This window comes from Marinomonas rhizomae (assembly GCF_003315485.1).
Classification (GTDB): domain Bacteria; phylum Pseudomonadota; class Gammaproteobacteria; order Pseudomonadales; family Marinomonadaceae; genus Marinomonas; species Marinomonas rhizomae.
On record NZ_QNSE01000005.1, the window covers coordinates 276,504 to 289,293 of the forward strand.

Here is a 12,790-nt window from a genome sequence, read left to right on the forward strand (position 1 = left end):
ACAGATGGGCAGGTATTTCTAATAGAAAAAGAAAAAAACTTAGTACTTAGTTCGATAATGAGAAGGAGGAAATGAGTGCTGTCTGGCCCAAAGTCGACGAAACTGCCTTGGATCGTCGAAGCTACAACGCTCTGCGACCTCTTCTATAGGCAGAGCAGAGCTTTGTAAAAGTTACATTGCTAAAGCAAGGCGCAGTTTATGGATATATTCTCGTGTCGTCACTCCGGCGCTTTCTTTAAACAAACGCACGAGATGTCGCGGACTGCACTGGGCAACAGCTGCCAAGCTCTCTAATGACCAATTGCGTGCAGGGTCTACCTGAATCGCATCTTGCACACGGTGTACGCTTTGATGGAAATGATTGCGGTTTTCTAACCAAGGAGACTGGCTCGGATCATTTGGGCCTCGACGAGAAAACAGCACCATATGAAGTGCCTCTTGACTCGCACAATTCGCTCCACATTCCTGCTGTATCAAATACAGAACTAAATCAATACCAGCCGTCACACCAGCACTGCTATAAAAGTCACCATCTACGGCAAACAACCGATTAGCGAGCACCTTGGCAGTAGGCTCTATTTCTTGAAGTTCGTCGAGATGCATATGATGAGTGGTACAGGCTCGACCCGCCAGCAGTCCTGCTTTTACAAATAATAAAGTCCCAGCAAAAATACTAATATAACGTCCAATACAGCTGGCTTTTCGGCCTAACCAGCCTATCGCAGCTTCCATAGCAGGTGTTTCTAAATCAATACGATTCCCCGACAGTCCGGTACTAACGACCCAGCTGTTAGCCACCATAACATCAGGTAAAGACTCGACTTGAATATTCAAACCTAACGTATTTTCAACCATTGTTTCAGGACCAACAAAATGCAATTCAAATTACCTTTGCCCCTCAAACTCAGCGCCTGATACAAAACGATTGCTATATTGAAAAGCCTCAGCAGGGCCAATCGTATCCAGCAAAACACTGTTTGGCAGCATGATAAAATAGACATGAATTTTAGCAATCGCGGACACACTATGCCTCTTTGAAGATTATTTTTAACTGAGAAAAAAGCCGAGCGCCAAAGGTATTAACCAACAAACCGATCAATACAAAACACACACCAATCCATTGTAATGGTCATAAGCTCTCATCCAATATTATTGCCGCAAAGGTCAAACCCACGACAGGAACCCCTAAGGTCAACGGCGTAACCTGACTCGCAGGATAACGGCCCATCAAATATCCCCACAGAGAATAGCCTACAATCGTCGCCACCAAGGCAAGATAAACCAAAGCGTCAATAGAAACCCAGCTCATACCAAGTAACGCCGATTGCATCAACTCAGTCCCTTCCATCAACCAAGAGCATACAAAGAAAGGCAATGGTGGCACCCAAGCGCTCCAAATAACCAAGTTCACATTCACCGAGTAGTCTGACTCATGGTGCGAGTACTAATATTCCCCAGCGCCCAGCTCGCTGCGGCGAACAAGGTTAGAATAAACCCAAACAGCGTCATATCGCTGACACCAGACACCACGGTAATCATCAGCAAACCACTGCCCGCTAAAGCAATCGCCAACACTTGATGCAAACGCACACCTTCTTTCAAAAACACCAACGCAAATACCATGGTAAACAACGCCTGAGACTGCAATACCAAAGAAGCCAAGCCAGCGGGCATACCATTCGCCATCGCCATAAACAAAAAGGCGAACTGCATAAAACCCATTGGTAGTGCATATACACACCACCACTTCAGCGGAATGTTAGGCCGTTTCACCAACAAACACCCGATCGCCGCCACTGCTAGAAATCGCAGTCCACCCAATAGCAAAGGCGGCACTTCGCCAAGGCCAAAAGAAATCACCACAAAGTTTAATCCCCAAGCGAGGATAATCACCAGAGCCAAAATACTGTCTTTGAACGTCATAATGCCTACCACCAATAAATTTGATATAAGCATTATAAAAAGACAATTAACGAGAAACGAGGACAGACCCTAGGGTCAAAAAGGACATATCAAATTTCAGAGTCACTGGCCGCTTAGGCTAAATAATTTCGCCAGTCTAAGTACACGACAATTAGGCCCCCATAACGCAATATGACTTACAGCAGAACAAAAACACTTGACTGCTTAGACTGTTGAAACAAAAAATGAGAAATACAGAGGTGACCAATACAATCAAAGAGGATAAGATTTATTATCTAGTGTGCGATTTGAAGTGCCCGTTTTTTAATTAATCATATTAACTATTTTAAACTATGTGTAAGGAATCCTGTTTTGAGTTATGAAAACTTTTCGGATGTAACACAACCGCCACCAAAGACTCAGGATCTAGGAATATTATTACGTCACTTCATCACTTTTGCAGGTATTTCCTCCAGTGAATATGCCGCTCTAACTGTAAAGCTTACTAGAGGAGTATCCAGATCTAGAGCAATATCAGAAGATAGTTTTAAAGATTATGTTTACAAAGGTAAATTTCCAAATAGTTATGGGAGGAATACTATCAAGCTACTTTTCGAAAGAGCTTGTGATGAGTCTGTTAAGCAGTTATGGATAGATGCATTCTCTGAAATTGAAAATATAAAGTCTTTAAATAAGCTGAATTATAAGCAAGATGAACCAGAAATAAATCATGCACCACAAGAACTAGAGTTTAACGATAAAGAAGCGTCTAAATTTGATCATTATAAACCCAAATTCAGCTCTAAATTACTAATTTTGACTCTCATCGTATTATTATTTTTTGTTTTTATTATATTAGTTATGGTAAATAATGAAAGAAAAAATATTGCTAGTCCTTTTACTAACCCAACACCTCTTAATATAAATAATAATTCTTATATTGCGAATCAAAAAATAGAAAAAAGTAATCTTGATGAGGTTATAAAAGAGCCGATAGTCCATTCTACAAATAATCATATCGATACTCCAACGCCAGTATATCTAAAACAAGATACTACTGAAGAAAAAAGTATGGATAATGCAGTCCAAGAACCTATGAAAAAAAATATTGATAATGGCTTTCACCCTATAGTTTTATCCAAAGGGCTTTCATTAGATGTCTACTCCCTTGGAAAAAACAAATACAAACACTTACCATCAACACCAGAAGGTTTGCAGGTGGCAACATTGCCCTTTAATAAGGGAGGTTACTTTACCTTTATTGATCATATGGTTGACAAAAACATAGCTAGGGCCACGGTTGATCGAGATGTAGGGTTATATTATCAAGGTTTTATCAATTTAACTGGCGATGGTGAATTCATCTTTCAACTTGACTATAAATCTGGCTACCACTTTGTAAATCAGCTCTTAAAAAAATGTCGACTTGTATTAAAAGTCAATAACTCGCCCCTTTTTGACAACATAGTCAAAGTAGGCCAAGGTCAATCCTATAGTATGCAGAATACTGGCATATTTTCTAACGGAGCAGCCCCATTTAGCTTCTGGTTTACTTGCAATAATTTGAGAGGTTTTTCGCCAAAACAAGATTACAAAGCTTTTAAAGACACATCAGTCACACTGTATCTAAAGCAACCAGATGACAATGGAATATTAAAAATCACACCCGATCTATTTTCTTATGATCCGGATAAAAACTAGATGGTTGAGAGTATTTTCCTCTCAACCATCTCGACTCTATTCGCTAGAAAATACGTGAATAGGGACGCTTATAGGACATAATGTCCTTCCACAGAGAGTGGCAAGAACAACTAGGCACGTAGTCAAATGACAGCAAGCCCGTTTTACGATGCTGGTCGATCAACTCTAAAATAATGGGGTTGCAGTTATCACAGTTGGACGGCCCAGCGATGGAAGGCGTGTGCCATCAACTCCGCCCATCAATAACGACAAGGCTTTCTTTTCAGCTTCTTATACCACCTCTAAAATGGTCCACAGCCATGATGCTGGAAGCTTACCTATCAAAAATTTTTCTCCAACTTTGTGCTTTTTGGTACAAAAGAACAAGAAGACGAAAACTTTATAAGCAATTGATTTTAAAGTGATTATTTAAATAATTACACTCTTCTCACCTTCCACTCACACTTCTGACCAACTGCAAAACTGCTTTCTATCAAAAAAGATACATTCTCCTTTACATAGAGCTCGGAGAATTAAATGACTCAAGTTACAAACATGCTACAAGCCCAAGAGAACACCATTAAATCAGTTGAAGAAAAAATACTCAGTCAATTACCAAGCGGTATTCACTTAGCACAAACACAAGAGGAAATTCAGGCTATTATTAACCTTAGAAAAAATTTCTATCAGGATGACAGAGATGAAGTAAAAGCCTTCCATGATGATGGTTTAGATACATCGGGGTATGTGTTTTACAGCATGGATTCAAATGGCAGTATAACGGCGACCGTCCGTTTATTGTTAGATTCTCAACGAGGTTTCCCTGAAGAAGAATTTTTACCAGAATCAGTACATCAGATGAGGAAAACAGGGAAAGTATTTGCAGAGTTAGGTCGACTACTCATTTTGGAACATCAGAGTACACAATTACCTTTGCTCTACAAGGTAGTCTACGATGTCGCTCATATTTTAAATGTGGATGCTATTCTTATCGTTATGAAGAAAAATAACTACTCATCCCATCAAAAAATTATGGAAGTAAAAATATTATCAGAAGAAATGGGACTTAGCTGGGACAAAGAAAAAGCGACACTATGTTTAGTTGAGTGGGATATTAAGGCCCCTCAGGATAAATTCTACAAACTTGCCAATCGATCCATAGATCACAAGTTTCGTAAAAAAATGTGGGATCAGTACAGCACCTATCATTTAGGGGTATGCACGTCCGTGCAACATGAAGTTTATAGTGACATAGCATCTAAGGTAAAGGGTCATATCTTAGATCTAGGCTGTGGAACAGGTCGAATAATGGGTTTCATTCAAGAAAACCCTCATTCGCTTAGCTATACTGGGATTGATGTTAGTAAAGGAATGATTGAACTAGCCACAGAACTTAAAGATAGATTAGCCTATAAGCAAGCCAATCTCATTATATCCAATATAGAAAAAATTGAAGGAAAGTACGACACTATCGTTTCTACTCTTAGTTATTATTGCTGGCATAACAAAGAACTATGCTTAAACCATATAAAAGGCATGCTTTCTGAAAATGGAATATTTTTTCTAGTCACTCCAAATAATGAATTTGACAAAGAAAAGCTAACTCGATTAGTTATAAGGGATTCTTTCGGACACCCATACTTAGATAAATTCCTCTCGTTTAATTTTGATATTGCTGAAAAGGCGAAATACCCAACTCTAGACGAGTTAATTAAGCAAGTAAGAAAGGCGGGCTTCTCTATAATTTCCGCACATAGCAACTTTTTTCTTGGAGGTGTTTCATGTTTAGAGTTAAAAACCTCACTATAGATATTCATCTATATTAATAGTTCCAAGCATATACATCAGTTCATTTGTTGATATGCCCCCGAACTCTTCTCTAATGTTAAGTAAAAGTTTTTCCGCGTAGCGACGGCTTATAGGATAATGGTGCTCGATCTCTGTTAAGGCTTCTCCGTTTAACAGGTGTTTGAGCACCATTATTTTTTTTGCCGTAAATGTCTCTAACAGTGGAGCAATAAAAAAACGAAGATCTTCTTTAGATTCCATCACTTTATAGTGATAAGACCTAGATAACCTCTCCAGATCAACCATAGATGATACTTTTAAGTCTTTAAAATATTGACTTTCAGTTTTTTTTGTAATTACTGAAATTCCTGCTATCGCAAACTTCCCATAAAATATGGGTACAGATAAACCGTTAGAAATACCAAATTTTTCTTTCGCATCTACCGTTACATTTTTTTCTTCTCTCGTTACGTTCCCCAAACTTATCTCTTCCCACCAATCAATAGGTGTCCTTCTGCCTTGACTAGCCAACCTCAAGACGAAATCTCTATTACCGTAATCATTCTTGATATAATACTGAACAAATGAAGAGAAGCCTTCAGAAAAGTGCAACACAGGTTGAACTGCAGAATTCAAATACATTGGTCTTGGGTAGAACGAATAAAGGACAGCATCAAAACCGATTTTTTCAATTTCATCGGTCAGATTCTCAAAACTATCACTAAAGCAACTGGCAAAACTTGTCTTACTCACATCCATATTTATCTTCTCAAAATGATCTAAAAATTCGCTTTATCTTGACCTAAATAAATTTCGGGTATAGATCAATCTTCAATCTGAAAGACTTCAGCAGTTAGCTTATCTTTGGGAAATAGAGTGACATATACCTATAAAACAACTTTTCTTACCAATCCCGTATCCATCTACACATCAAAAAATACGCTCCAAATGTAAAGAAAGAGTAATTTCCTACATTGTCAGAATAAGAAAATATATTCAATATCTGGAAAATGCTCATTGCTTAGCCAACAGGCATATTGTAGGAATAACTCATAGCTACCAATCAGTTAAGAGAGTTTTTTTGTATGTGAATATGCTTTATATCAAATTCATAAATAAGAAGGAATATATAGAAATGAATAGCACTCTTAAAATTGGCATAATTTCTGCGGTGTTGTATACATTAGTCGGTTGTTCTGCCGTAAACACCATGGCCAAAAAGCAAGACTTATCCGTTGAAACTCGTCTGAGCCATTCCATTGTTTTAGAGCCAGTCTCTCCTTCAAAACGCATAGTATATGCAAGAGTTCGAGACGTTAGCGGCAACCAAATGCGTAAAGATATGCAGAAAAAAATTGTGGCTCATCTTCAAACCGAAGGTTTCACCGTCACCGAAGATCCTACAAAAGCAAATCTAATGCTAAATGCAACCATTCTTTCAGCCAGCAAAATGACAGCGGACGAAGTAAGCAGATCACTTTCAAGCGGCTACAAAGGTGCAGCCGAAGGCGCACTTATTGGCGGAGGACTTACGGCTATTACAGGCGGGTCAAATTCTGACGCTCTAAAAGCTGGTGCACTGACAGCGGTAGGAGGCTTTTTAGCTGATGCCTTTGTTGAAGACGTTTATTACACCTTCATAATGGATGTTGAGCTACGAGAAAGACCTCTGGAAGGTGATTCCATCGAAAATTCGAAAAAGAGTATCAGCGCAAAAGGTATGAGCGGTCAAAACGCAGCTAACTTAACCGTAGCCAAGAGCTCTGTTGAACGTGGTGAAAACTATAAATGGATCACATACGAAACTCGTATCGTCACCACTGCCAATCAAATGAATCTAAAAATTGAAGAAGCAATTCCAGCTGTACAAGACAAAACTGCTTACAGTTTGTCTGAAATGCTACTTTAATAGTCCCATCTCAAAGTAGGTTTCGAGTTTTTAATATTGAAGCCTACTTAACTTAAAAATTAGAGAAATTATTATGTTTGTAGTTATTCTGTGGATTGCATTTGCTATTTTAGTCGGCCTTCTCGCAAGTACAAAAGGCCGATCTGGTTTTTTGTTTTTCTTACTGGCATTAGTCCTATCACCTGTAATTGGACTAATCATTGCGCTGGTCGTTCCCAAAAACAATGAGATAGTTGAATCTAAAGCGATAGAAACGGGTGGCATGAGGAAATGCCCAAACTGTGCGGAACTTGTAAAATCAGAAGCAAAAATATGTAAACACTGTCAGTCTGATTTAAATAATACAGTGACAAATGAAATGAAAATCAAAGAAAATAAATTATCTAAAAAAATAGATTCATCTACAGATATTGATTTATAGGTAATGAAAATGAAAATTTATCTGAAAATATGTATCTTTCTATTATTATTAATCGCCACAATAGAACTCACAATCGATATTAAAGAAAATCATCAACTCTACTGGAGCTCTTTGTACATTAAAGCAGCCGCTCTATCATTTTTTTTCTTCTCCTTCCTTAAATTTAGAAAAAACATTCCTTTATTTATTTTTTCTTGTATTTTAATGTTTTCATTTGAAATAAATGATCTCTTAATGGCAGCTAATAATTTATCTCAACAAATAATAGACAACCCCAAAAAAAATGTTGCGAAATCAATTTATCTAATCACTCCATTGATAATAGCATCATTCTATATAATTTTATCTTTATCTAGAATTAGACCTGGATTTGTGACTAAAACAAAAACAATCATCATATTATCGGCCTCATTTTTATTAATAAGATTAACAATCAACGGCATAGCATTGAAATCAAAATTAGAAAATCCTGACTTTTATTGGAACAATATAAATTATTATAGTTATATATTTAATAGCGTTCTATGGGCATCTATAGATATTATATTTATTGGCTTCCTATTCTTTTATCTATCCAAGTTAAAAAAACATGAATAAAATCATCTTTATCATTCCTATTTTTTTATTTTCTTCTGTAGGAAACTCTAGCAATTATCACGCAGGAAATTACCCCAGGTTCTCCAACGCCATTATATGGCCATCCGGGGAGTCTGTTTCCGCGCGAGCTAATAATGTGTCTAGAGCTATCGAAAGAGCTGACGCAATCCCACTAAGCGATACCTACAGGCTTAAAGAACTAAGCCAGTATCTATTTCCAAGCTCTGTGTATGGTGACAGTTATTTGCAAAATAAACTGGCTTCCGATGGCTTCACTCAAGCTCTTGGCAATGTGGTAAAACAGTTTGGCTGTGCAGAATACCGGTTTAGACACGACTTACCTGAATCAACAGGCTGCCTAAATGGATCCTCGAATCAAAAAGAGGCCATGCCCTTTGTATCAGGACAATTTACTAGTAATCGAATAGAGAGCTTCATTGACGACCAAAGCAACAATATCAACTTCCATGCCTATCTAAAAAGCACAAATGAGAGAAGCCTCGACTCCGCTTTTGGTAGCGTACACGAGTTAGGTACATTTTTTGGCAGACTAGCGGGTAGGCAAAGCCTTGTTCTGAGTATTGACTTACAAACCTACCAACTTAATGCCAATGGTTTTCGTGGAGACAAGATCAACAAAAAACCTTATACCTATTTTTTGATCCTACCTAAAGCTACAGATATTTCTAAACAAGCCAGCCAAGAAGAAGCAGGGGGATTTTCAAAGAGTCGCTCTAGGATACTTATTTTGAATAAGTAAATTGAATTTTATAATCATGACCTTACACTCTTGTTAGTATATTATTTTTACGATATCTTTACATTTCTAGTTTGATAGGAAACGCCTAAATGTGGCGTTGTCAAGATATGGATAATCACTTGAAAAAAATTATATATCTTAGCGTATTAACTATTTTAGTGTCTGCATGCGCCTCAAAAAACCATACAACTCCTGCTTCTGTAATACCTATTGAAGAAGTTGCACCTCCCCAAAAAACAGAAACTCACCTTTCAGTAAAAGATGAGTCTACAGCAGAAAAATTAGGGTTTTACGAAAAAGAGTCTGGTAGCACCGCTGTAAATTTTGCATTCACAGAAAGTACAGCTATTTCTAAAGATCAATTGGACTCTGAAGTTATTAATAAAACAGTATCTTTTATAGACAAAAATCTTGAATTTATTAGATACAGTTTTGGTAAAAACAACTCTATTTATGTAGCTGATTTTTCAAATGCATTAATGTTCGATTATAGAAAAAGCAGCGTTAGAAACTCAGATCAGAGTTTATTGGGTAACTTTTCTAGACTATATGGCTCTGCAGCTTTTGGAAAGTATCTTTATATTATTGGCCACACAGATAGTGATGGAAGTGCATCGTATAACTATGGATTGAGTGCAAGGCGCGCACGTTCTGTCGCCTCTATTCTAATTGATAATGACGTTGATGGATCAAAATTAAGCATTGTTCCGGCTGGTGAATATTTACCTAAAGTATCGAATAGTACCAATGAAGGAAAGCAACAGAATCGCAGAGTGGAAGTGATCTCTGCAGATAGTCGAGCACTCATTCAATCTTACCTTCGACAGCTAAAATGTCCTCCTAATGAACGCTGCCAAAGAAAAATACTCAATATCTTTGATGTCCGAAAAGTGGGTGCCAATACAGAAATGAACATCAAGAACCCGTATTCGCTTGCAATCCATTCTCCTGAACTAAATAACTTAATTCAACTTGATGAATCACTTAGAGAGAATCCTGATTTTTTAAATACTAAACCATTAAGTTTAAATGATGAACGAAATCTAATCGAGATGGGTGAATTACGACAAAACCTTCTAATTGAAATTGATATAAGACCTGTTCTTAGGTTAGCAATACAAAAACGAGCGGGCTTTCACATCCCTAAAAAATATATAATCAAAGACTGAGGTTTTTATGGAAGAATTAAAGCGATCAATAGAGAAACTTATTAATGAGTCTCCTGTTGATGAAGCAACGAGACATCATGACAAGTCTCATATCTCACACCTTGTAGATGAAGACATAAGCGAAGTCAATTCATCAAAAGTGCTACATACAGATAAATATTATCGTACACATAGGATTGAAGAGGCTGCCATTGGAAGTATTAAAGATAAACTCGGGCGCTGGGCAAATCAGCGTAATGATATAGTACTTAAGGCTAAAGGTATCATTGCTAAACAGTCGAACTCAGAACTAGATATAAAAAAGCGTAAACTAACTGAAGAAATGGAAGATACGAAGTCAAAAGCGAAAGACTCGTATATGCGCAACAATAACTACGCTGATTTAAAAGCAAATTTTGATGGTACTAAAAGACGCTATGAGGATATGCGCGCAGAGCTAGGTGGGAAGCCTCCTATTACAAGCCGAATCTGGCTATACATAATAGGAATAGCTCTTATTGGCTTTATTGAGTGGTTCGTAAACTACTCTACTTTCAGCACAAAGTATCCTCCAGGCATAGCTTTTGGTGCCACAGTATTAATTGCACTTTCAATTGCTTTAGCATCTCATTTTCATGGTGGGTTATTAAAACAGAGATTATCTCTTTTTGCTAAACATAGAAAGAAAGAAGAAAAACGACAAATCATAATAAAGCAATCTTTTTTTTCTTTGCTATTAATTATTTCTCTTATAGTAGTAACCTATAATAGATATGACATATTGGCTGCCAACGTTATTGAGTCGGGTGGCATCAGCTTAGCAGGAATAGATGAAAAAACAGAATCAATTATAGGTGTTTTAATACAGTTTGTTTTATTAAATATACTAGTATGGATTGTTGGTGTTGCTATTTCATATTTTATTCATGATCCTCGACCAGACTATCAAGAGGCCTTTAAGCATTATGAACACGCAAAAGTGAAATTTTATAAAGCAGACAAAGGGTTACAAGAAGAAATTGAGAGGATAGGAGAAAGTTTTGAAGAACAGCTTAAAAAAATAACAAACTCTCTTGCTAGTCATCAAACAGATATAAAAGATATATCCAACCTACTTGACCGATTAGTAGCAAAAGAGGCAAGCCTTATAAAGCAAGCCTCAACGTCGATAAATAATATGTTAGAAAAGCATCACTCAATGTTAATTACTGAATTTAATACTAAGTCAATGTTTGATGTGAAAATCGGTCCTGATGCATTATCCGTTGACGAATTTAAGACTAAATCGATTTCTGTAGATAGCAATTTTGTTCGTCATACACTCTCTTTGGAGGTGATTTAATATGTTCAAAAAATTATTAATTTCCGCGTTGATAACATTACCTTCTATAGTAATGGCGGACGGCCTTTTAAGAACGACAAACTTAGATAAATATTGTGAAATTAATCCAGGAGATAGACAGACGGTTATCTATTTAGACCAAAACATCATTGCCTCTAAAGATCCAAATTGGTACAAAGACATTCTTAATAAAGTAAAGTATCGTCCAGGCGAAAAAATCCAGTTTGTAAATATTAATAACGGAGGATCTACTGTCGAACTAATATGGGAAACATGCTATCCATCTTTTACGGCAGAACGATTGAAAAAATTAAAAGAAAATGAAGGATTTGGAAGTTTATTTACAGGCGGAGTAGCTGATAATCTATCCAATGATCAAAAATTCTTTAATAAACAAATAGTTAAAGCCTTAAGCTATCCCTTACAAAAAACTCGGCATGAAACAGCACCATCCTTTTCAGCCTCTTCATTTCCACGCAAAAAGCTAATTGAAGCAATCTATTACGACTCAAAACGTTTAGATGTGGATGATGTATTCAGCAGAGTAATTATTTTCTCAGATATGATAGAAAATAGTGATCTTTTTACACTTGAATCATTTAATCCATTAGATACAGCAAAATCGGTAGCTAAGCGCTATCCAATGTTCTTAAATTATTCTAGTTTTCAAATTTACGGCATTAACTACACGAATAACGAAACTAAGATCAATGAAAATATTCGTGATTTCTGGAGCCAGTTTCTTCTGTTATCAGGAGCTTATGTTGAGCAATATGGGGCTCAATTAGCTGTTGAGGAAGACACTTTAGCTTGGGGCTTTTACAAATTTAAAGGTTATGTTCAAGTCTCCGGCATTAAAGGAGCTTCAGCTTTTAGAATGATTATTGGTGACGATGGAAAAATTCGACACGGTTGGTTAGAAATAGCTGATATGTACCTCCCAGTCTCAGGTGAAGTAAAATGTAGTGGGCAAAACTGTACTATTGATGCAGAGGTATTAGCTTCACCAAATCTTGACGCCTTTAGAAAAAAAGATGTTCTACGCATTGAAGGAACATTGGAAAACTTAAAAGGCCATGTTGGTGGTAAAGACGAGTCTGTCATTGATAGCCAAGGTAACCCTTACCAGCATCCTATTAGCCTATCTAGAATTTAATCCTAGTATAAAATAACAGAACAGTAATAAATGGTCTGGCAGTTGAACTTCCAGACCATTTGAAGAAAAAACTAATAGTGTTAGAGC

At 36.9% G+C, this 12,790-nt stretch carries 12 protein-coding genes and 1 pseudogene; 9 read left to right on the forward strand and 4 right to left on the reverse strand.

All coding sequences use genetic code 11. From position 1 onward, the window contains the following. Positions 1 to 171 precede the first annotated feature (171 nt). The 3 genes and pseudogenes from DFP80_RS08065 to DFP80_RS21110 all read right to left on the reverse strand — a co-directional run bounded on the left by DFP80_RS08065 (position 172) and on the right by DFP80_RS21110 (position 1,923). Entirely contained in the window at positions 172 to 879 is a 708-nt protein-coding gene (locus DFP80_RS08065; RefSeq protein WP_241560234.1) for a GlxA family transcriptional regulator, read from the reverse strand. A 6-nt stretch (positions 880 to 885) separates the two neighbouring features. Further along, on the reverse strand, positions 886 to 1,023 hold the full coding sequence (locus DFP80_RS20880; RefSeq protein ID WP_241560233.1) for a hypothetical protein: 138 nt from the start codon (positions 1,021 to 1,023) through the stop codon (positions 886 to 888). 1 nt (position 1,024) lies between these two features. Continuing rightward, positions 1,025 to 1,923, reverse strand: a pseudogene (locus DFP80_RS21110) (EamA family transporter). 351 nt (positions 1,924 to 2,274) lie between these two features. On the opposite strand from DFP80_RS21110, the gene DFP80_RS08075 reads away from it, so the two are divergent. Both DFP80_RS08075 and DFP80_RS08080 read left to right on the forward strand, forming a co-directional pair. Continuing rightward, complete coding sequence (locus DFP80_RS08075; RefSeq protein ID WP_113916289.1) at positions 2,275 to 3,603, forward strand: hypothetical protein; 1,329 nt, start codon at positions 2,275 to 2,277, stop codon at positions 3,601 to 3,603. A gap of 516 nt (positions 3,604 to 4,119) precedes the next feature. Further along, positions 4,120 to 5,391, forward strand: coding sequence for a class I SAM-dependent methyltransferase (locus DFP80_RS08080; protein ID WP_113916290.1), 1,272 nt, complete (start codon positions 4,120 to 4,122; stop codon positions 5,389 to 5,391). Here DFP80_RS08080 and DFP80_RS08085 read toward each other — a convergent pair. Beyond that, entirely contained in the window at positions 5,386 to 6,129 is a 744-nt protein-coding gene (locus tag DFP80_RS08085) for an autoinducer binding domain-containing protein (RefSeq protein WP_113916291.1), read from the reverse strand. The two genes, DFP80_RS08080 and DFP80_RS08085, sit on opposite strands and share 6 nt — an antisense overlap. Positions 6,130 to 6,505: 376 nt before the next feature. Between DFP80_RS08085 and DFP80_RS08090 the strand changes: the two genes are divergently transcribed. The 7 genes from DFP80_RS08090 to DFP80_RS08120 all read left to right on the forward strand — a co-directional run bounded on the left by DFP80_RS08090 (position 6,506) and on the right by DFP80_RS08120 (position 12,703). Next, entirely contained in the window at positions 6,506 to 7,279 is a 774-nt protein-coding gene (locus tag DFP80_RS08090; protein WP_158601355.1) for a complement resistance protein TraT, read from the forward strand. A gap of 73 nt (positions 7,280 to 7,352) precedes the next feature. Further along, the gene (locus DFP80_RS08095) at positions 7,353 to 7,700 is read left to right on the forward strand and encodes a zinc ribbon domain-containing protein (RefSeq protein WP_113916293.1); all 348 of its coding nucleotides are present in this window, start codon (positions 7,353 to 7,355) and stop codon (positions 7,698 to 7,700) included. Between the two features lie 9 nt (positions 7,701 to 7,709). After that, positions 7,710 to 8,297, forward strand: a complete 588-nt coding sequence (locus DFP80_RS08100) for a hypothetical protein (protein ID WP_113916294.1) — start codon at positions 7,710 to 7,712, stop codon at positions 8,295 to 8,297. A 136-nt stretch (positions 8,298 to 8,433) separates the two neighbouring features. Continuing rightward, positions 8,434 to 9,057, forward strand: coding sequence for a hypothetical protein (locus DFP80_RS08105; protein WP_147243843.1), 624 nt, complete (start codon positions 8,434 to 8,436; stop codon positions 9,055 to 9,057). An 89-nt stretch (positions 9,058 to 9,146) separates the two neighbouring features. Further along, entirely contained in the window at positions 9,147 to 10,226 is a 1,080-nt protein-coding gene (locus DFP80_RS08110) for an OmpA family protein (RefSeq protein WP_113916296.1), read from the forward strand. A 7-nt stretch (positions 10,227 to 10,233) separates the two neighbouring features. Further along, positions 10,234 to 11,547 carry a hypothetical protein gene (locus tag DFP80_RS08115; RefSeq protein ID WP_113916297.1) on the forward strand — a complete coding sequence of 438 codons (1,314 nt, stop codon included), beginning with the start codon at positions 10,234 to 10,236 and terminating at the stop codon, positions 11,545 to 11,547. Between the two features lies 1 nt (position 11,548). After that, positions 11,549 to 12,703, forward strand: a complete 1,155-nt coding sequence (locus tag DFP80_RS08120) for a hypothetical protein (protein WP_113916298.1) — start codon at positions 11,549 to 11,551, stop codon at positions 12,701 to 12,703. Positions 12,704 to 12,790 lie beyond the last annotated feature (87 nt).